The organism is Paenibacillus sp. FSL K6-2393 (assembly GCF_038002545.1).
Lineage (GTDB): Bacteria > Bacillota > Bacilli > Paenibacillales > Paenibacillaceae > Paenibacillus.
Genome location: NZ_JBBOCU010000001.1, coordinates 3,495,175 through 3,516,871, shown reverse-complemented (window position 1 = coordinate 3,516,871; position 21,697 = coordinate 3,495,175). Strand labels below are relative to the sequence as shown.

The window sequence follows — 21,697 nt, the reverse complement described above, 5'->3', positions numbered from 1 at the left end:
TGAGGGAGGAAGTAAGATGAGAAGAGGATTGGCATGTATGGTGGCATGGAGTTTAATGGCTACCCTCGTTTATCCAGCAACTGCTGGGGCAGAAAGTGTACAGAATCAAGTGGAGGTAGGAAATGTGCAGGCGAAAAGCCTGCACTCCTCTGTTCCCTATAATGACCTTACCGGGCATTGGTCACAATCCGCAGTTACACATATACAGGACTTGAATCTATTGAAAGGTTATACGGACGGCACATTTAAGCCCAATCAGGTCATTAGCCGAGCTGAATTCGTGATGATTCTGGATCGGGCGTTTGGTTTCACCGGTAATGCTGCGACTGGCTCATATGCGGATATGACTTCAGACGATTGGTACTATGACGTGATGGTACGAGCGAATGGTACTGGCATCATCGAAGGAACAGACCGTGAACATCTGTCACCGCAACAACCGATTACACGCCAAGATGCAGCGGTTATGGTAGATCGAGCTTTTCAACTTTCAGCGGCTACAGATGAAGATAGTGAACAATTGAAATTTCAGGATGCAGATGATATTTCCAGCTATGCAAAGAAAGCGCTTACCTATCTAGTGAACGAGAACATCATCAAAGGTTTTCAGGGGAAATTAAATCCCAAATCCCCGATTACACGAGCAGAGACGGCGACAATGTTGTCGGCGATGATTGCAGATGTGAAAAGTGCTCCTGGTATTTATGAGTCCCGGGTAGATGGCAACTTGATTATTAATTCAACGGATGTCACGTTAAAAAATATGATTGTTAATGGAAATCTGCTGCTGGCAGAAGGCATTGGTGAGGGATCTGTTGTTCTTCAGGGCGTAACAGTTACAGGAAGTGTCATTATTAAAGGCGGGGGCAGTCATTCCATCGACATTAGCAACTCCAAGCTGAATCGAGTAGTCGTTGACAAACGTGGGGAACCCGTTAGAGTTGCCATCACGGAAGAAAGTACTATTCAGGAGATCGTTGTCATGCAACAATCCATTCTGGATATCTCCTCTAATAGTCTGATTGATACCATGAATATTCTCGCAGGTGCGAACCAGACCCGAGTGGATAGCAAAGGTACGATCCAACAATTAAGTGTTGATGCGAATGATGTTGTTATTAATGGAGAGAAAGCAAAACAAGGTCTGCGTACATCCATGACAGGGGAAGTTCAGCAACCTGCATCGTCACAGCCTGGGGGTTCAACAAGTGCGGCAAACACGCCAACGCAATCTACTCCAGGAGGGCAGACACCATCGAACCCATCGACACCAAGCAATCCTGCGGGTGAAAAACCGGTTCCTGCTACAACGATTCCGCATGATCAATGGGAGCTGGTCTGGAATGATGAGTTTAACGGGCCTTCGATTGATTCTTCCAAATGGACCGTGCAGGATACAGGACTCGTTTATAACAATGAAATGCAATATTACAGCCCGGACAACACTCGGATTACGAAAGATCAGAATCGAAGTGTACTGCAGATTGAAGCGAAAAAAGGAGAGAAAAACGGTAAAGATTACAGCTCAGGCAAACTGATCTCCATGGGAAAGGGCGACTGGACCTACGGTAAAGTAGTTGTACGTGCGAAGCTTCCTATTGAAAAAGGCATGTGGCCTGCCATATGGATGATGCCAACAGATGAAGTACATTATGGTGGATGGCCTGCCTCTGGAGAAATCGATATTATGGAGCTAATTGGTGGCAAAGAGAGTAATAACAAGGTATATAGCACATTGCATTATGACAGTGTGAAGCCTGACGGCTCCCATGGACACGATCAGGGAAGCCTTACTCTTCCGAAGGGAGAAACGTTTGCTGACGATTATCATGATTTCCAGGTGGAATGGTTGCCGGGTATGATTCGTTTCTATGTAGACGGTAAACTGCATCATGAAGTGACTAACTGGCAAACGAAGGCCGCGGGTCAACCCGAGTATTATACGTTCCCTGCACCATTTGATCGTCCATTCTATCTGATTCTGAATCTGGCGGTTGGCGGAGACTGGCCGGGCTCACCTGAAAGCAACTTCACTTCCGAAAAGATGAATGTTGATTTTGTGCGTGTATATTCTTACAAAAATCTAGACACATGGCCTGATGTAACAACAAATCCCATCGAGCCTGCGCAACAGCGGGAACTACAAGCCGATGGCAATCAAATCTACAATGATCGTTTTTCGGAAGGGTCTGCAGACAATGGAGTGCCTCTTCAGTGGAAATTCATTACAAATGCTGATGGAGCTGGCAGTGTCAAAGTTGTAACGGATGAGCAGAAAGGGAAAGCAGCAGAAGTTACCATTGATGCATCGGGTACTGAAAACTACTCGGTTCAACTGACTCAGATGCCGATGTACATCAAGAAAAACAAAAAGTACAAGATACAATTTGATGCGAAGGCATCTGCTAACCGTACAATCATGTCCAAAGTGAATCAATATGAAAAAAACTGGACGAATTATTCCGGTGATAACACCTTTGCACTCACGACGGATTGGCAATCCTATGACTATACCTTCAATATGCGGGATGGATCGGATAACAATGCCAGATTTGAATTTAATCTGGGGCTGGATGATACAAGCGTTTGGTTTGCCAATGTCAGGCTGATCGAGGTGGGTGAGGCTGATCCGCTAACGGTTGAACGCAACGCGTTACCTGATGGCAACTTCATTTACAATGGAACGTTTGATCAAGGTAAAGAACGTCTGGGATTCTGGTCAAGCAGCATTCAAGAAGGTGCAAAGGCTCAGATCAGCGTAAACAACTTTTTGAAATTCCCAATTATGGAACGCCAACTCGTTGTTGATGTTACTCAAACGAATGGTGAGCCACAGCAGGTGTCTGTGAACCAGCCGGAGTTGAAGCTGGAAGCGAATACAACGTACGGCTTCTCCTTAGAAGCCAAGGCAGATACTCCGCGAAGTATGGATATTGATCTGGTCAGCAGCAATGGACATTCCGTGCAGATTCATCAGGGGAAAAACCTTTCCTTGGGCCAAGAAATGAAGACATATACTGGAGAGATTGTTATTGGAGATGGGACCTCCATAGCCCAGTCCGAGCTAAAACTGTTATTCGGCAGTTCAGAAGGTAAGGTATATGTAGACAATGTTCGACTGACAAAACGCGGAAAACCTCTTTTGGTGAATGGCTACGCACATGTCCCTGCAACCGAAGCCTGGGAGATGCAGGGCTTACAACTGGAGGACTCCGCAGAAGGTGGAAAACATGTCAGTTACATGGATCAGGGAGATCTGCTGCAATATAAAATCGATGTAGCCCAAGAGGGAGAATATGTTCTGTCTGCCCGAATGGCTAGTGGGAAAAGTGATTCTGAGGTACGGTTCAGTATTCAGGATGAACAAGGGACAATCGTTGCTCAATCCGAACTGAGTCTGGGAGACACGGGGGGATGGCAAACATACAAAACCGTGTATTTCCCAGGGGTCAACTTGGCAGCAGGCAAATCCTATTATGTGAATTTTGAAGGAGCAGATTATAATACACGCTGGGTGGATATTTCACGAAACAAAGTTCAGAACAGCCAGCTTGCAACGGATCTGAATCATTGGGAGCTGATTCCTGATCATCTGACAGCTTCACATGACGAGGGCGAAGGATTAACGATCAACTTGCCAGGTACAAGTGAACATTGGTGGGATGCTTTGTTGCAACAAGGTCAGATCAAACTGGATGCAAATAAATCATACCGACTTACCTTCGAGGCATCTGCTTCAAGTCCTAAATCCATGCAAGCGGTTCTTTCTCAGAATGCAGGGGATTTTGTGAAGTATTTTGAAGAAGAAGTGGAATTAACCGCAGATCAAAAGTCGTATAGTTATACCTTCACCATGGGAGATACCTTAGATTCGGCAGCTATGCTTGCATTTGGATTAGGATATCCACTATCTACAGGTGAACACGCGATTAACATCCATAACATTCAGTTATATGAAGTTAATCCGAATGCAGATCAAGGAGGGCAACCAGCTCATGTTAATCTTATTTCCAATGGAGACTTCTCCAAAGGTAAGGAAGGCTGGTTTACCCATGCGGACGGTAATGCAGCGGACCTTGAGATGCAAGTTAGCAATCAACAGCTTCATGCCAAGATTGGTAATGCAGGACAGAATGCATGGGATCGTCAAGTCATCAATGAAGGATTTGGCATACAGCAAGGTTTTAAATACAAATTGACGTTTAAAGCCAAAGCGGAGAAGTCCAGAAAAGTGGGATTGGGAATTGGATGGGTCGACGCAGCTGCCAACTATGAATGGCATGGTTTCTTTGGGGCACGAGTTGATTTGACTCCAGAAGAACAGGAGTTCAGTTTTACATTTGATGCAACAGAAGCCAGTTATGCGAATACTCGAATTTCATTTGATCTGGGTAACATTGATGGTGTGCAAGATGGCAACACAACCGTCTCATTATCCGAGGTCAGCTTGATTAATCTGGGTCCTGCCAATTAGCTTCTGAATTCTCTCAATAAATGAAGAATCCGATTCCGTGATGCCGGAATCGGATTTTTTGACCTCTCCGTGAAGAGAAGGAATAGATAGTTAAATTGGATAGATAGGATTAAATATCTAGTTTGCGATTACTGATCCATTTCACCATTTCAGGATCGTTATGGGAGAAGAATAGGCTCTGTTTGGTATCTAGCGCAGTAATCGACTCAATATCTGCTTGGCTTAATTCAAAATCAAAAATATTGAAGTTTTCAATGATTCTTTCTTTACGCACCGATTTTGGAATAACAACGACTTCACGTTGTGTCAACCAACGCAAAACCACTTGAGCAACCGATTTGTTGTACTTTTCACCTATAGATAGCAATACCTCATTTTGGAACAAGTCATTTTTCCCTTCAGCAAATGGTGCCCAAGACTCGATCTGAACATTATTTTCTTTCATGAATTGTCCAGTTAAGATCTGCTGGTTGAAGGGATGAGTTTCGACCTGGTTTACAGCAGGGGTTACTTCGTTTTGCAGAATCAAATCGATCAGACGATCCGGCTGGAAGTTACTCACTCCGATTGCACGTACTTTTCCTTCACGATACAACTCCTCCATTGCACGCCAAGAACCATGTACATCTCCAAAAGGTTGATGAATTAAATATAAATCCAAATAGTCCAATTGCAATCGTTCCAAGGATTTTTCAAATGCTTGTTTGGTACGTTCATAACCCGTATCCTGAACCCAAAGTTTTGTCGTGACAAATAATTCTTCTCTAGCCACGGCACTGCGTTTAATCGCTCTGCCTACAGCTTCCTCGTTTAGATAAGAGGCAGCTGTATCAATGAGACGATACCCAGCCGATATGGCATCCATAACACTTTGTTCACATTCGTTTGCATCTGCAATCTGAAACACACCAAAGCCGAGAATAGGCATCTCAACACCATTATTTAAAATTACTTTGTTCATATATTAACCTCCAGTTGTGGCATGTCTATATTATTGCATTCCTGCTCTAAAAACCGATATCTAATTTGTCTTATATGCTTGCCTAATTCTCTTATTAGCTATGCATGCAGAATAAAGTTGTCCAGGAATGACATCATAAAGAAGTAGTATACATCTCAGTTTCCAGAGGAGGATATCTTGTATGGCTGACCAGAAGAAACGAAAAGAAGCTGCCTGGAAGTCACGAAAGCAAGAACAGCATCCCCATGGCAAAATCAAATCGCTTAAAGAATTATCCAGCGAATATGAAGAGAAACCTACTACGAATTAAGCAAAAGACTGTCAGTGAACATTGCTGGCAGTCTTTCTTTATATGTGCAGACATTGAGCCTTACGTATATACATTATTCTAAAAACGAATGAACACAAGATATAATGCCTGTATAGTTCGTAAATAACTGTGAACAAATCGTTAATTCATTGACATTGCATGTAATTTTAATTAGAATACGAAATGGACTTCAGGTTGAAAACAGATATGAGTATCTTTATGTTTAGTTTAGAGCTTAGCTGTTGAATCTTTAAATCCTAACAACGAATATAGGAGCGACAATATTACAATCCTATATGAAGATTAGGATTTTTTGTTTTTAGCTTTGGAGTATAATTTGAAAGTTGGAGGCTGGCTTTACCATGGACAAATGGTTCAAACTTAAAGAACGAGGCACGACCATCCCCACAGAAATTATCGCAGGGGTTACAACATTCTTTACAATGGTATACATAGTTATCGTAAACCCAGGAATACTCAGCAGCACAGGCATGGACTTTAACGGGGTATTCATAGCAACGGTACTGGCTAGTATTGTGGGAACTCTGATTATGGGAATATGGTCCAATTATCCAATCGTCATCGCGCCGGGTATGGGCCTGAATGCATTCTTTGCCTATAGCGTAGTTGCAGGGTATGGTGTGTCTTGGCAGGTTGCACTGGGAGCCGTATTTATAGCAGGGATCTTGTTTATTATTTTATCACTGACTTCATTCCGTTACATGTTGCTTGATGCAATTCCTGCTAGCTTAAAACATGCCATAACCGCAGGGATTGGATTGTTTATTACAACGGTAGGTCTGCAAAATGCCGGCATTATTGCCGATTCAGAATCGAATTTGATTACGATCGGGAACTTGGCTGAGCCGATGGCTTATCTGACCATTATCGGATTGATTATTACCGTTGTGCTGATGGCTTATAATGTGAAAGGTTACCTTTTCATCGGCATGGTGGTAACAGCGATACTTGCCTGGATCATGGGACTATTCCAAATGCCGGAATCGATTGTATCCATGCCGCAAGGCCTCGCGTCAACGGCTTTGCAACTGGATCTGGCAGGTGTATTCTCGAATGGTTTGTATACGATCATATTTACGTTCCTGCTGATCACGCTGTTTGATACGACGGGCACGATGCTCGGCGTTGCTGAACAAGCAGGATTGCTTAAGGATGGTAAATTTCCACGCTCGCGTGGCGCATTATTGGCAGATGCTGTAGGAACAACCAGTGGTGCTTTGCTCGGAACAAGCCCAACATCGGCTTACATCGAATCCAGCACAGGGGTAGCTGCAGGAGGACGAACGGGACTGACCGCGGTAACGGTAAGTGTGCTGCTTGCGCTGACCTTGTTCTTCACACCGATCGTAAGTGTAATATCAAGCATTCCGGCGATCACTTCTCCGGCACTGATCATTGTTGGATACTTTATGATTAACGTTATCAGCAAAATCAAATGGGATGATCTCGAAGAAGCATTTCCTGCCTTCCTGATTATCATCCTTACTCCATTGACGCATAGTATCGCGACAGGCATCGGCGTAGGTTTCATCTTTTATCCGGTACTTAAGCTGCTTCGTGGAAAAGGTAAAGATGTTCATCCAATCTTCTACATTTTTGCGGTATTGTTCTTCATTCAGCTTGTGTTCCTGGACCACTAAGAAACTGTCTTATCCTAAGGAGAACTGCTTGTGTAATGGCAGTTCTCCTTTTTTGCATCAAAAAAAACGCTTGGAAAGGAGCAGTTGCCGAGTGGCAGCTGCTTTATTTCCGTTAAACAGATGATTCTTGTAATCAAAGTACAACTACTCAAAGAAAAAGTGAATAAATTCCGACTCTGCTTTGTCTATATTATATCCCAACAAGAAAGGAGTGCCGGAAGTGACCGAGCATGAACTATTCCATACGTACAACAAAGACGTATATCGCACATGTCTGTATATGCTCAAAAACGTGCAGGATGCAGAAGATGTATGCCATGATGTTTTTGTTGTCGTGTTCCGCCAAGACTGGAGAAATGTGTCACATCTAAGGACCTGGATCATGCGTATTGCCATGAATCAATGTCTGAATATTATTAGAAGAAACAAAGTTAAGGGCGAGAAGCAAAACAAAATGCAGTTACTGCATAAACAAGAAGTGTTATCTAATGATCCGGTTGACACTACTGTTATGGCTAAGCTTTCCTTTGCTGAACTCGAGCAGCAGCTCCAGAAATTGCCGGACAAGCTTCTCAGTGTCGTGACTCTCCGATATATTGGTGATCTTTCCGTAGCTGAAATTGCAGAGACTTTAAACATTCGACAAGGGACAGTTCGAACGAGATTATACAAAGCTCTAAAGCTAATGCGAAAAAAAATTGAATTCTACGAAAAAGTTAACATGAAAGGAGTTAACACTTATGAAGTCAGTAGAATACAAGGTTAAGAATCATTTGATACACTCAGAACAGGTGGAGTATCCAGACTTTGAAAAGATGTTTAATAGCATTCAAACGGGAGAATTGCGAGTAGTTAATGATGTTCATAACAGACCCCAAAGGCAGAAAACGAAGGCAGCTATTGTCCTGGGTATTTCCTTAGCCGTCATGGCCACTCCTGTATATGCAGCCTTACAATATGATTGGAGCGATGTCTTGTCCAATAAATCAGGGATTGAGTCGGCCCTTAAAGCTGGTTATGGCCAGCTCATTGAACAAAGCGTAACAGCCCACGGAGTTACATTAACGGTGCATAATGCATTTGTGGATGACAACCGGACCGTGTTACTATACACAATCAAGCCAGAATTGGAAACTGAGAAACAAGAAATCAGATATAATCAAATGCTCTTAAAAGATAGTAATGGGCAACCTATTGAAGGGCACTATTATCAGAAATGGAATGCTGAACAAGGCGTTTATCAGGGATATTTTGAGACAGACTGGGTTATGCAAGAGAAACAATCAGATCTTCAGTTCTCCATTTCTGATGTTCTTTACTTAGAAGACCTTGAGCAAGAGATTCGTCTTGATCCTAAAGATTCAAGTACGCAGCAGTTTAATATACAAAAGAATGGTATCGACAAAATAGAAGTACAGTCCTTCAAATATGCTAAAGGCGAAATCATGATTAATTCTGAGGTTACCTTCTCTAATTCTGAGGTGAAGGAACAATCTTGGGCTGGAATCAGAGCTTATGATACTCAACAAGAGGTTATTAAAGAAACGGAGAATCCTGAGTATGGCATGGAGGGAGTATCCGGTGACTATTTCAGCAGACAAATGTATAACGAGCAGCAGTTCAAAGAAGGGGATCGCTTCACCTTCACATACACTCATGAAAAACAACGGACAGAAGGCACATGGAACCTGAATCTACTCTTATCTCGTCAAGAAATGGATACGGGCACCTTTAAGAAAGAACTGAATATTCCAATACATTCTTTAGCTGATGAGGCAAGCATAAGTGGTATGGTAGTAACACCAACACAAATTCGCTTAACGATCGATCATGATGAAGAATATTTCAGATTGCCGTACCGGACTTATCAACTTCAAGTGGACGGCAAGGTCATGGATGGCTTGATATCGTTTGATGGAAAAATGAATGCAAATCAAACAGAATTGCGCTTTGAACAATCCAATTTTCTCATGGATGTTAAGTCATTAGTAGACAAACCAATGACTTTAATCGCAAAGAAAAGGGTAGATGAACATGCAGGTAGTCGTGCATCCATTCATCTAACTGATATATCCACTGAACCAAAAACTATTGCGAGCGATTACGAAGGGTTTCCTATCATCTGGACCTATTATATCAAGGACGGTAATCTGTACGTAGAGTCAGAAAGCCCGGATAATACATTTGGAGGGGTTAACCAAACCTACTTCCTTGAAGGAGAAGAAAAACATTACTTAGTACCCCACTTTTTCTCAGAGTTAGGGAACAAACATATGGACGTGTATAAAGATTTTAAGAAATCAGATTTAGAGCTATACGTTTGGAACTATACAACCAGGTCTCAGGAGAAGGAACTTCGAGTATCACTTACTGGTAAATCGTTATAAAATCATGAAATGTGACATCCACAGTAGTCTATGCGCCTCAACATAATTTTTGCTTGTTCATACTCCGTTCATATTCCCGTCATGAAGGGGACATCTTCCATGGTTACACTATATCTATGTCGCAAGAGCGACTCTGCAGATATATAGGACAGGAGAAGATTGATTTGGAAAAAACAGTGGAAGTAACAACAACGGGGACTAAGGGCCGTAAAAAACGGAACTTATGGTTAAAAATTATAGGTGGTATAGTCGGCGCGCTGGTGCTGTTCATGGGCATCACGTTTGTCGTTCATACGATAAGTAATGGGGCCGAGAAAAAGAAAATCGAATCGTACGGCCAATATGTCAATGTTGATGGGAAGAATATGAATGTATCCATTCAAGGCAGCGGCGAACAAACCATCGTGCTACTTCCCGGACAAGGGACCCCGTCGCCAGTACTTGATTTCAAATTGTTAATCGATGAATTGACGCCTGATTACAAAGTTGTGGCAATTGAGCCTTTCGGTTATGGGTTAAGCGACCAAACCGAAACGGAGAGAACCACCGAGAATATTGTTAGTGAAATTCATGAAGCTGTACAGCAGCTCGGTATAGATCGTTATATTCTGATGGGGCATTCCATCACGGGACTGTACGCGGCGACTTATGTGAACACGTATCCGGATGAAGTTTCTGCTTTTGTGGGGATCGATAGCAGTGTTCCGAATCAACCTGGCATGGATGTTAAATTACCTTTGAACTTAATGAAATTCCTTCAAAAATCAGGCTTAATGAGAGTACTCAATAAAGTGAGTGGTGATTCATATGCATCACTCGCATACGATGAACATACCAAAGAACAGATGAAATTGATTTCGAATCAAGTCTCGACAAATCCGACATTAGTAGATGAGCTTAAACATCTGGGTTCCAATTTCAAAAATGGAGAAAAACTCACGTATCCTCGTGATCTGCCAGTACTTCTCTTTGTTCTTTCCAATAACGAGAAAAATCCGCAGTGGATTCCGCTGCATGAGGAGCAAGTGAAACAATCCGCGCAGGGCAAAATGATCCCAATGGAAGGTTCACATTACCTGCATCATACGAAATACAAAGAAATCGCCGAGGAATTCAAATCTTACATGAAACAAATCCAATAGCATAATGATCCTTATACTGCGGTGCCAAACTTGGTGCCGTGGTTTTTTTGTTATCAGAACAGCCAACAAGTTAAAACACATATGATCATCCTTTAGCTTTGGTGTAGAAACTTAGCTATGTTCAGTTAGTCCAGCTAAACGAAGCGTCTGTTCCAGCCGATCCAGATCCACGTAGAAGTCCTCCAACCCCGGAAAACGCTCCTGTGTTGTCCCGTCTTCTTGCCCATACATCATGTAATAATCAAGTTGATTATGGTTACTGATCATCCAGTAAGTAGGTACAACATGCCGGATATGAAAAATTTCGACAACACGAGTTCCCTTCGTACAAAAAGCAAGATTGGCCAGTCCGGCTCCATGGGGTGAAACGATTGCTTTTGCGGAAGCAAAAAGCTGGACTTGTTGGGATATGGTCCAATCCTCCAGGCAAACTGGAATAAATCCGTACGCCTCTAAACGGCGGATGACTTCATCTTCATTAGCTATTCGTCGGGCAGAGGCTTTGCACCGAGATATGAAAATGCGAACGGGGGAATGGAGTGTTGTGTCGCGTCCGGGTAGCATAAATGTCCGAAGGATAGTTGTGGCCCAAGGCGGATAGTGGGAATTCATCATCAGGGAAGGCACAACCAACCGATCGGCCTGAATTTCCAGATCATCTCTAGTACGAATCACGGCCGAATCCGAGACGCCAAACATTGCTAACGTTTCTTTCACAAAAGAACCATGAGGATTCGGATTCATGACCAGAGATTCAAAAGGAATATTCAGCATCCGAAGCATACCCAGTCGTGGCAAAACATCATATAACCAATGAAAATAATTATGACTTCCGCAAAAAGTTAAAACGGCAGAAGTCCCCTGGATATGTCGAGGTTCTGGAGAAATCTCGCGATGCAAAGCGGGGTGTTCTTCCAATGTCATCATTCTATTTTTTCGTACATCATATTCCGGGGAAAGGTCGAAGATCAGTTTTCCGTCGGATGCCAGGATAGCACCTGATGTTCCCCAAACATGCCCATTCGATATATATGCAATATACCCACCTTGGGGTTGCAGGGTATAAGGCATCAAATAACGGTGAATCTCCGGTTCAAGGGTTTTGGGGAGCTTGAATTCAGCGGCTCCGCCAAAATCAAAAGGGTCAAGTTTTTCTTCGCCGCCGGGAGAAACGGAAGTAATCCATTCCATAATGTCTCTATAAAAACCGAACTTATTCGGATTGGTGTCTGTCGATTTAACATTTTTGCATATTTCATTCATTGTTCGTCCCTCCAAGACCCTTGTTACTTATGATGCTAATTTATGCAAACAGCGATCAAAGGAGACGAAGATGGGAAAATAGGTAGCAAACTTGGGGCAGTGTTATTTTTCTGAAAACTATTTGCGAAATTACTGTGCCAAATGTTCCAGATCCGGCTGCAATTTTGTCCGCAAAGCATATAACATGATGGCCCCAACTAGGAACGCCACGGCATCCGCAATAACGAGCGACCAGATCACTCCATGAAAGCCGTTCATTTGATTAGCGATATACAAGACAGGAATTAGTGTAATCCCTTGAATGATGGACATAACAAACGCCGCGGTTCCTTGGGCTGTTGCTTGGAAGATCCCCATAAACAAAGAAGTCATTCCTGTAATAAACAAGGATAAGAAGGTCACATGGAGAATGTAGCTACCCATTTCAATTAATTGCGGGTCAGTCGTAAATAAACCAATCAAGTGGTCAGAGATCAGATAGACGACAACCCCAAACAGGACGGCTAACGCCAAAATAGATTTGATCGTGAATCCAATGGTTTGTTTCATGCGTAATTTATTCGCTGTGAATGAGAAGGCAATCAACGGCACAACTCCCTCGCACAAGCCCATCAGAATAAACTCAGGAAATTGCAATAAACGTGATGAGATTCCATACCCCGCAACAGCCTGATCTCCATATTCAACAAGAAAAAGATTAAGAATAAGCGACATTGCACCCAAGAAGACACTCATAACAAAGACGGGAACTCCAATTTTCAATACATTGCTCAGGATGTCCTTGGTCACCTTGAACCATTTCAAGGAGATGGTTAAGAATTGACTCTTATAACTCATATGGAAAGCGTAAAATGTACTCGCAACCAAGTTGGAGATAACAGTAGCAGATGCAACCCCGATCACACCCCAATGGAAGACAAAAATGAATAGCGCATCGAGGATAATATTTATAACAACACTGAGAATCATACCAATCATTGAGGTGATTGCTGAACCTTCTGAGCGCACTATATTCTCCAGCGTGAAGAATAAGATGACGAAGGGTGAACCAATAAGCATAATCGTGACATACTCTTTCGTAAATCCAAAGGACTCTGGCGTTGCCCCCAGCCCATGAACGATTGGTTCGATCAGCGGGAGCCCAACGGCCATCACAATAATTCCGAGAACTAAACTACTGTAAAAGGCAAATGAAGATACATGCTTCAAATCATCGACTTTTTTCTCTCCCAGCAAACGAGAGATGAATGTACCGCTACCTATACCAATTAAGTTGCCTAACGCCATAATAACCGCAAATAACGGTAAAGTTAGTGCGAGTGCAGTTAACATTGCCGTATTACCCAATGTGCCAAGGAAATAGGCATTCAAGATGGAGTAAATAACACTCATTGACGTGCCTAGCATCATTGGGACAGCAAAGTGAGCTACGGCTTTGGCGATTGGTGCTTTTTCAAAGTAATGGAGGTTTTCTGCATCCATGTGGGTCACTACTTTCTTCGTTAATATTGATCCAATCTAACATCGTTAGATTGAACCTTACAGTGTTAGATGTTATCATGAACTTATGAACCTGTAAAGCGCAAACTTACACTGTTAGATAAAAGGGTGGATACCGATGAAAAAACAACAGCCTCAGATTTCGGAAGATAAGATTTTGGAAATTTCGTGGGAGCTTCTTGGAGAAGAGGGCATCGAGAAATTCAGCATGAGACGATTGGCAGACAAACTGGGGATTCAGGCTCCATCTCTATACTGGTACTTTAAGAGCAAGCAGACACTGTACCAGCGTCTCGCCAACCAGATATCTAAAATTATTCTGGACGAGTTTCACACTGAAGGGGACTGGAAGGAGCAGATGGAGGGGCTTGCGGTGACGGTACGGAGTGTGCTCAGCAGATACCCGTGCTCCACACAGCTCATGATGATGACGCTGCCCCACGAGCCGGACATGATCCGCTTCACCAACCGCATGTTGCTCTGCATGGAATCAACACCACTAGAGCAAGAGCAGAAATTACAGGCCGTTCTTACACTTGTCAACTATGTATTCTATTTCGTACTGGACGATTATCAGCATCAGCGCAATATATCAGCCGTCCTTAAGGACCAGGAAGCACTTCAGGGTGAAGAGATGATACATCTTCTGGATTCTATGAGTGAGAAGGAAGCTGGTCTGTTCAGCAGGATGTATAAGAACGGTATGTTTGAGGTGATGGGAACCGACGGAGCTTTCGAGTTTGGCTTGAAGCTGATTTTGTTGGGAATTGAACAAGTGATAAAGAAACCCACCGAGAATTAAACTCCGGTGGGTTTCTTCTTAATCAGCACGTTCATTTTATCCTAATTTCCTGAATCGATTGAAGCGAAGGAACTTAGGCCGTTGGATATTGTAGGATTTCAGGGCAAAGTACATCAGCATGCCTGACAAGGTAATTAATCCGCCTATAAATTGAAAAGCAGAGATGGTTTCTCCCAACAATAGATAAGCCAGCATAATGGCCAAAACGGGTTCACCGATAATGCCTACAGAAACCGTTGTTGCACCAATGGATTTGAGCAGCAGATTGAAAATGTACTGACCAAAAATGGTGGGTATGATCGCAAGTAGGAGGAAATACAGCCAATCGGATGATTCGTAATTGATTAAAGAAAAGTTATTCAATAAACTGTAGACCAAAAGGACACTTCCGCCAATAATAAAAACAACAACACTGTATATATTCGCGTCGATTTTCCGACTCACTTTCTGTCCCACCAGCATATACGCCGACACCAGAATGGTTCCTACCAGTGACAGCGCGTCACCGATCAGAGCCTCTCTTGAAACGCCTATATCACCCCAGGCGATAATCACCGAACCGAATAGGGCGGTAATCAAACATAGAATGGTACGTATACTCGCTCTTTCCTTAAACATAAAGTATGACCCGATCATCACAAACAAAGGTTGCAGCGCCAGAATGACCATGGAACTGGCCACTGAAGTATACACCAGCGATTCCATCCAGAACAAGAAATATAGACCAAGAAGCAGGCCAGCCAGAAATACTGTGCTCCAATCCCTCAAATCCATTTTTAAGTATCGGATCGTTTTCCAGGGGACAAAAGGAAGCATAATAATGGCTGATATATACAGCCTGTACATACCGGCTATAGCAGTCGGAGTATCGGAAGACTTGATCATGATTGAAGAGACGGATACCGACAAAATGGCAATAAACAGCAATACATAAGGATGAAAAAGCAGCGATGATTTAGTTTCTTTCACATATAAGCCTCCAAAAGTTCTTATCCGGTCGTCTGTGCACAGGCTCTTGTGATAAGTCAAAGATTTGATATAATAATATCATTATTTTTGAGAATTTCGTGCAATTAAATCACTCTTTAATATAGATATATCGTCAAAGAAAGGAAGTTCATAGCATGGTGAAGCAACTTTATGAGGATATTTTGTATTCCGATCTTTCGTTTCCTTATATCATGTACACACATACACGTCATACAAGCATCCCCGAAGGCAGAGGGTTCAACGATCTGCATTGGCACGAGGATCTACAGATCACTTTAGTCACAAAAGGGAAGCTGGTTATTCAGATAAATGGAATTGATCATACATTGGAAACGGGTCAGGCGATCCTGATCAACAAGAGAATTCTTCATATCACAACAGAGCTGACACATGATGGTGAATATGTTAGTTTCAATTTTCCCGAAAAGCTATTAGCCTTTCATGTAGACAGTGCAATGGAAAAAAATTATGTACTTCCTTATACGAATTCTTCTTTGGTTTCGCTCGTGATTAGAAGAGATTCGGAGTGGGAAACGCAGATATTAGACATGCTTTGGGCAATGAGGGAGATGTTTAATTCAGAGAAAACATGGGGATGGCAATATGAAATTTCAATTAAAACGGTACAACTATGGTTTATATTGATATCCAACATTTCGATCCCTTCCGAGGAAACCCCAAGAAGCGAGAAGCGTCAGCAGGAAAGACTACAGTTAATGCTCAGTTTCATTCACCAAAATTACGCTCATCCGGTTACACTTCGTGAGATTGCTGATGTTGCGCATTTGAGCATTTCAGAGTGCACCAGATGTTTTAAGAAAATGGCTCATATGACGCCATACGAGTATCTAATCAAATATCGGATTAATAAGAGTAAAGTTCTCTTAACATCAACAAATGATTCAATAACCGAGATCGCTCAGAAAGTAGGCTTTAATCACGTGAACCACTTTATTCAGTCTTTTAAAAAGCACGAGGAAAAAACACCAAAAGAGTTTCGCAACTCAAGAAGATGATACTGAGATAACAGAGACTATAGAAAAACGCCAGTGACCTTAAACAAGGACCGGCGTTTTAATATTAGTTCTTAGGCATTTTGCTCTCATCCATGTATAGCAGGTTCCAGCGGTGACCGTCCAGGTCGGCAAATCCCGCGCCGTACATCCAGCCGTCTATTTCACCCGGCTTGCCAAAGATGGTTCCTCCAGCTAACTCGACTTTTTCAATAAAAGCATCAACTTCTTCTCTGCTGTCAGCACCAATGGAAAATATCACTTCTGCGCTATGGGAAGTATCTGCGGTTTTGGCACCTGTAAATTTCTCAAATGTTGCGTCCGGAAACAGGAGAATCGTTGTTGAGCCTATGACAAGCTGAGCTCTCTCGTTGCCAACATTCTCCCCATGGAATCCAATCTCATTGAAAAAGGTAGTGGATTTCACAACATCTTTCACCGGCAGGTTCATCCAGATTTTTTGTGACATGGCAGTAGCCTCCTAGAGTATATTTTTGACACTCTTACTATACTCTACCTAAATTCAAAATTACATAATCGGGTATATACGATTATGTGAGAGTTAGAAATAACTAATATAATGAAGGATGATTTAGAGAAATGAAATCCGAATCGTTCAAATCAGTTCAGAATCCAAAACAAAAGAGCAATCTCCAATGAGGTTGCTCTTTTGGTCATGGCTTATTTTGCCTAACGCTGTATACGCAGTTTCTTCCTCCCGCTAGAATGTATTCTCCCCGTTCAATATGAACATTATCGCCTAGAACTGTTTTGAATAAATGTAACTCATTCTTGCATAACCCGGTACATACCGCGGCCGCTTCACAGATGGGGCAATGCTTCTCAATGAGTAGGAGACTGCCATCATCCTGCTCCTTAACCTCGGCCATATAACCTTCATTCGTACGAATTTCGGCCAATTTCTCCAATCTCTCTCTAACCCCTGATGCATCGCCAAGATGCTGAAGATATTGTTCTTGCATATTTTTATTTCGAACATCCAGCAGCTTGTCCAGCCCTTCATGACCAAAAGCTTCTTTCATTGAATTGATGAGGCTGACGGATAAATCGGAATATCCACTTGGGAAAAAACGATTAGCCGCGGGAGTTAGTATCCATAGCTTGGTGGGGCGACCCATGGGACGGGCCTCTTCCACAGTGGTAACCAATCCTTCTCCTTTTAGCGCATTTAGATGTTGACGAATAGCCATTCCGGATAACGAAAACTGAGAGGAGAGAGTGACAACATCCATTCCTCCGCGCTCTTTTAACAAATTAATAATTGCTCTCCGGGTACTGGTCGAGACATCCTTTTTAGTTTGATTTCCGCTCATGGTGCACCTCCTTGTGACGCAACTGAATCTACATGACTAACTACATTTTAAACAAAAATGTTGACAAAGTCAAAGTCGAACTGTAGCTTAGACATTATAAACAAAAATGTTTACTAAGTATCCGGATACGATGTATACATACCAATTTTCTTGGAGGTCACATTTCATGTCGTCTAATCATCAAAGTATTTTCAGCCCGCATTATTTTGCATTGTCCATAGGAATTATTTTGTCAGTGATGGCCGTTGGATTTGAAGGTCTATCCGTCACCACCATTGCTCCTTCAATTGCTGGTGACTTAAACGGTCTTAGCCTGTTCGGGTGGATATTCAGTACCTATCTGCTTGCGCAGATTATCGGGACGCTGGTCGTCGGTCGGATCATTGATAAAAGAGGACCTGCAGCACCGTTCACTTTTGCACTTCTGTTGTTTATCGTAGGGCTGATCGCTGCCGCAACCGCAGGCGATATGTATACCATGATAGGATCACGGGCTCTGCAGGGTTTGGGTGCCGGAGCTATGATGACTTGTGTGTATACGGCTATATCCTTAAGTTACCCGGATGAGTTACGTGCCAAAATACTTGGAGCATTTGGTACAGCCTATGTTCTTCCGTCCATGCTTGGTCCATATGTAGCCGGTCTTATCGCAGATCAGTGGTCCTGGCGCTTTGTTTTCTGGGGGATCTTACCCGTGCTGGTGGTTTCAGCGTTGCTCAGTTTACCTGCCTTCAGGAAATTAAAAGTGCAGAAGACGGGAGGGGAGAGCGGATCTTCATCCACTTGGATGGCGTTACTCTTAACGTTAGGTACAGGGATTTTCCTGGTTGGTCTAAGTATGTTACCGAGCATTATGGGATTTGTTTTAGTTGTGATTGGCCTGGTATTGATGTTATTTCCGCTCCGTAAATTGCTTCCGAAGGGAACACTTACGTTGCGAAGAGGTATGCCAGCAATTCTGGCAACACGTGGGTTGTTCTTTGCTGCCTATACCAGCACACAAAATTTCCTGGTATTAGCTCTAATCGACGTGAAAGGAATTACACCTTCACAGGCCGGATTAATTGTCGCGAGTGCTGCATTAAGTTGGTGTATCATTGCGTATCTGCAAGGACGATGGGATGCGGCAGATCAGGGCAGTGGACGTCATATGAGAATCATTCTGGGGGTATTGCTGCTTGCGATAGGGATTGCCATCGTATTTTGGGTACCTGTTGTGACCGTAACCATTGCAGTTATTGGTCAGATCATTGCAGGAGTTGGTATTGGATTGGCACATCCGATTAGCGGTGTTGTCGCATTTTCTCAAACGGGGGAAGAAGGTGTGGGCCAAACCTCAGCCAATCTGCAATTTGCAGATTCTTTTACACCTGGCGTAGTGATTGGCATTGGTGGTTCCATTCTTGTCGTGTGTCAGGCAGGCGGGATGTCACTTCAATCCGGCTTAATTGTAGCCATGGGTTTCCATCTCTTGTTGATCGTCATGAGTATCATTGCCAGCACTCGGATCTCACCACGCGGATGAATAAGAAAGTGGGTGTACAGACCATTGCTCACTGAAGATCCGAATAAACTATTTACGGCTTATCGTATCATCGGAACGAAATGGACGATCCATATTTTATGTGCTCTGTCTCAAGGCCCGAAGAGATTCGGTGAAATATTCGAAAGTATTCCTTCCATTTCCGAAATGATCCTCTCCAGACGTTTAAAGGGTCTTCAACATGATCATTTGGTCAAAAGAACAATACTGACACGCCCTACACAAATTATTTATGAACTTACGCCAAAAGGAGCTGCTCTTGCTGCATTCATACCCTGTCTAATGGACTGGGATACCAAATTTCAAAATGATACCACCGGGAGGAATAAAGATGATCATTGAGGTCAGTGATATAGCATCGGACAAAATCGTTGAGATCTTATCAAGTGCGGATATCCAAAATGCCTTCCTTAGAGTAGGCGTTGATGAAGGGGGATGCAGTGGTTTATCTTATACCCTTATCGTGGATGAACAGCAGGCAGAAGAAGACATTGTGTTAAATAAAAAGCAATTTAAGATATTGGTTCACGCAAACAGTATTCCATATATTGATGGTCTTGAGATTGACTATGAAGAGAGTGGAATGTTAGGTGGATTCACCATGAATAATCCAAATGCCAAAGTTTCGTGTGGATGCGGGGCCAGTTTCAGAATGGCCAATCATCGTGGTGAAGTGAAAAAATGTGATTAAAATGGCATATTTTCAAGCAAAATCTCCTATTGAACATGGGAATTCTATTCTAAATCATGATCTTACTTTTTAAACATCTAAATTTACAAAGTATGAAACTTGATGTATATTCAGGAAGAATTTAAAGGTTTATTTTACCATATTATCCATCAAGTTATGGAGGTGTAGAAGACAAACAACAATCAGATTGGGATTTTTGATGCTCAGTACAGGGCGCCTACAATTGGGATTATGCTGGTTCTGTCAACCGTAGCTTTCGAAGGACTGGCTATCACAACGATTGCCGCGAAAATGGCACAAAGTTTAGAGGGCATTCATTTATACGGTTGGATCTTCAGCGCATTTTTGTTATCTCAGCTCATTGGAACTTTGGTTATGGGTCAGCAGATTGACAAGCGCGGCGTTTTTACATCCATGCTGATATCTTTTAGTGTTTTTGTGTTAGGAACTGTAGTCTCCGCTGTCTCTTTCGATATGCACATGCTTATTGCCGGAAGAGCCCTTCAAGGTTTTGGAGCGGGGGCCCTGATCACATGTGTTTATACCTGTGTGACGTTACATTATCCAGATACACTTCGTACTCAAATCCTGGCCGCATTCTCTATGGCATTTGTCCTGCCTACCTTAATCGGACCTTATGCAGCAGGCCTTATTGCTTCCTACATCTCGTGGCGATATGTTTTCTGGATTGTTTTACCCTTGATCGGAATAGCGCTCAGTCTCACATTCCGTTCTTTCCGTAATTTGCAGCTTCAGCAAGATCTCACAGGTCCAGCGCGAGCAACCGACTCAAAGATTATGTATGCGATTCTGCTTGCCGTTGGAACGGGGCTATTACTCACAGGATTTGGTATGATTACCGATTGGAAAGGTATTGTACTCACTTTGGGTGGATTAGTTGTCATGATTCCACCAATGCGTAAATTGCTGCCTGTGGGGACGTTTTCGGTAAAAAAAGGATTGCCTGCTACTTTGGTATCGAGAGGGCTATATGTTGCTTGTTATTTTACAACGGAAAGTTTTGTGATCTTGGCACTAACCGAAGTGAAGGGGTTATCAGCTGACCTTGCTGGCCTCATTGTAGCAGCAGGTTCCCTGAGCTGGTCCGCCGCAGCGTGGTTGCAAGCCAAGCTTGATGCACGAGATCAAGGTCGTGCCCGAAAGGGCAGGGTCATGACGGGCATTGGGATTATGATCGTTGGAACTGTACTTGTGATCCTGGCTCTTATTTTGACGGACGGCGGGATTATACTCATTCTTCTCTCACAAATGATTACAGGGTTTGGTGTTGGATTGGCCAACCCTACAACGGCAGCCATTGCTTTACAACATGCCTTGCCCAGGAAAGAGGGCGAAATGTCCGCGAATCTGCAATTTGTGGATTCCTTCTATATGGGAGTAAGCATTGGCGTTGGTGGCGCTCTGATTGCCTTGTCCGAAACGTTACAGTGGGGCATATCGACAGGTGTTTTGATCGTGTTAACACTGCAATTATTATGGGTCTTGTTAAGTTTCTTGGCATCACTACGAATTACCAAACTCGTTCATCAAGAACATCATCCAATCAACCAAGTGAAGGACAACATCTCCATGTAACGGATGACGACCGCGTCGTAAAATACATCA

At 42.9% G+C, this 21,697-nt stretch carries 18 protein-coding genes; 12 read left to right on the top strand and 6 right to left on the bottom strand.

All coding sequences use genetic code 11. From position 1 onward, the window contains the following. Positions 1-16 precede the first annotated feature (16 nt). Positions 17-4,474 carry a carbohydrate binding domain-containing protein gene (locus MHI14_RS15550; protein WP_341130714.1) on the top strand — a complete coding sequence of 1,486 codons (4,458 nt, stop codon included), beginning with the start codon at positions 17-19 and terminating at the stop codon, positions 4,472-4,474. 109 nt (positions 4,475-4,583) lie between these two features. Here the strand turns inward: MHI14_RS15550 and MHI14_RS15545 are convergent, their stop codons facing one another. Continuing rightward, on the bottom strand, positions 4,584-5,435 hold the full coding sequence (locus MHI14_RS15545) for an aldo/keto reductase (protein WP_339309500.1): 852 nt from the start codon (positions 5,433-5,435) through the stop codon (positions 4,584-4,586). A gap of 181 nt (positions 5,436-5,616) precedes the next feature. Between MHI14_RS15545 and MHI14_RS15540 the strand changes: the two genes are divergently transcribed. From MHI14_RS15540 to MHI14_RS15520, 5 genes are all read left to right on the top strand, one after another. Further along, complete coding sequence (locus tag MHI14_RS15540; RefSeq protein WP_219845137.1) at positions 5,617-5,745, top strand: DUF6254 family protein; 129 nt, start codon at positions 5,617-5,619, stop codon at positions 5,743-5,745. A 362-nt stretch (positions 5,746-6,107) separates the two neighbouring features. Then, entirely contained in the window at positions 6,108-7,406 is a 1,299-nt protein-coding gene (locus MHI14_RS15535) for an NCS2 family permease (protein ID WP_017688352.1), read from the top strand. A 211-nt stretch (positions 7,407-7,617) separates the two neighbouring features. Then, a complete protein-coding gene (locus tag MHI14_RS15530; RefSeq protein WP_341131708.1) occupies positions 7,618-8,172 on the top strand; it encodes an RNA polymerase sigma factor in 555 nt (184 codons plus the stop codon). Continuing rightward, complete coding sequence (locus MHI14_RS15525) at positions 8,147-9,793, top strand: DUF4179 domain-containing protein (RefSeq protein ID WP_341130713.1); 1,647 nt, start codon at positions 8,147-8,149, stop codon at positions 9,791-9,793. The genes MHI14_RS15530 and MHI14_RS15525 overlap by 26 nt, the downstream gene beginning before the upstream one ends. 164 nt (positions 9,794-9,957) lie before the next feature. Next, positions 9,958-10,935: an alpha/beta hydrolase gene (locus tag MHI14_RS15520; RefSeq protein ID WP_339309503.1), complete on the top strand. Its 978-nt coding sequence runs from the start codon at positions 9,958-9,960 to the stop codon at positions 10,933-10,935. A gap of 111 nt (positions 10,936-11,046) precedes the next feature. Here MHI14_RS15520 and MHI14_RS15515 read toward each other — a convergent pair whose 3' ends face one another. Both MHI14_RS15515 and MHI14_RS15510 read right to left on the bottom strand, forming a co-directional pair. Beyond that, positions 11,047-12,198 (bottom strand): glycosyltransferase family 61 protein, encoded by a 1,152-nt coding sequence (locus MHI14_RS15515; protein WP_341130712.1) that lies wholly within the window; start codon positions 12,196-12,198, stop codon positions 11,047-11,049. A 129-nt stretch (positions 12,199-12,327) separates the two neighbouring features. After that, positions 12,328-13,680: an MATE family efflux transporter gene (locus MHI14_RS15510; RefSeq protein ID WP_341130711.1), complete on the bottom strand. Its 1,353-nt coding sequence runs from the start codon at positions 13,678-13,680 to the stop codon at positions 12,328-12,330. Between the two features lie 136 nt (positions 13,681-13,816). Here MHI14_RS15510 and MHI14_RS15505 point away from each other — a divergent pair, with 136 nt between their 5' ends. Further along, complete coding sequence (locus MHI14_RS15505; protein WP_289389171.1) at positions 13,817-14,500, top strand: TetR/AcrR family transcriptional regulator C-terminal domain-containing protein; 684 nt, start codon at positions 13,817-13,819, stop codon at positions 14,498-14,500. A gap of 36 nt (positions 14,501-14,536) precedes the next feature. Here MHI14_RS15505 and MHI14_RS15500 read toward each other — a convergent pair whose 3' ends face one another. Further along, complete coding sequence (locus MHI14_RS15500) at positions 14,537-15,469, bottom strand: DMT family transporter (protein ID WP_341130710.1); 933 nt, start codon at positions 15,467-15,469, stop codon at positions 14,537-14,539. A 155-nt stretch (positions 15,470-15,624) separates the two neighbouring features. Here MHI14_RS15500 and MHI14_RS15495 point away from each other — a divergent pair, with 155 nt between their 5' ends. Further along, positions 15,625-16,506, top strand: a complete 882-nt coding sequence (locus tag MHI14_RS15495) for an AraC family transcriptional regulator (RefSeq protein ID WP_341130709.1) — start codon at positions 15,625-15,627, stop codon at positions 16,504-16,506. A 64-nt stretch (positions 16,507-16,570) separates the two neighbouring features. Here the strand turns inward: MHI14_RS15495 and MHI14_RS15490 are convergent, their stop codons facing one another. Then, a complete protein-coding gene (locus tag MHI14_RS15490) occupies positions 16,571-16,972 on the bottom strand; it encodes a VOC family protein (RefSeq protein WP_289389175.1) in 402 nt (133 codons plus the stop codon). A 205-nt stretch (positions 16,973-17,177) separates the two neighbouring features. Next, positions 17,178-17,837, bottom strand: coding sequence for a helix-turn-helix transcriptional regulator (locus MHI14_RS15485; RefSeq protein ID WP_341130708.1), 660 nt, complete (start codon positions 17,835-17,837; stop codon positions 17,178-17,180). A 166-nt stretch (positions 17,838-18,003) separates the two neighbouring features. Here MHI14_RS15485 and MHI14_RS15480 point away from each other — a divergent pair, with 166 nt between their 5' ends. The 4 genes from MHI14_RS15480 (at position 18,004) to MHI14_RS15470 (ending at position 21,667) form a co-directional block, all read left to right on the top strand. Then, on the top strand, positions 18,004-19,362 hold the full coding sequence (locus tag MHI14_RS15480; RefSeq protein WP_341130707.1) for an MFS transporter: 1,359 nt from the start codon (positions 18,004-18,006) through the stop codon (positions 19,360-19,362). Between the two features lie 12 nt (positions 19,363-19,374). Then, positions 19,375-19,722: a winged helix-turn-helix transcriptional regulator gene (locus MHI14_RS31135; protein ID WP_445259829.1), complete on the top strand. Its 348-nt coding sequence runs from the start codon at positions 19,375-19,377 to the stop codon at positions 19,720-19,722. Continuing rightward, complete coding sequence (locus MHI14_RS15475) at positions 19,712-20,071, top strand: HesB/IscA family protein (RefSeq protein WP_341130706.1); 360 nt, start codon at positions 19,712-19,714, stop codon at positions 20,069-20,071. Before MHI14_RS31135 ends, MHI14_RS15475 begins: the two co-directional genes overlap by 11 nt. Positions 20,072-20,302: 231 nt before the next feature. Continuing rightward, entirely contained in the window at positions 20,303-21,667 is a 1,365-nt protein-coding gene (locus MHI14_RS15470; protein ID WP_341130705.1) for an MFS transporter, read from the top strand. Positions 21,668-21,697: the final 30 nt, after the last annotated feature.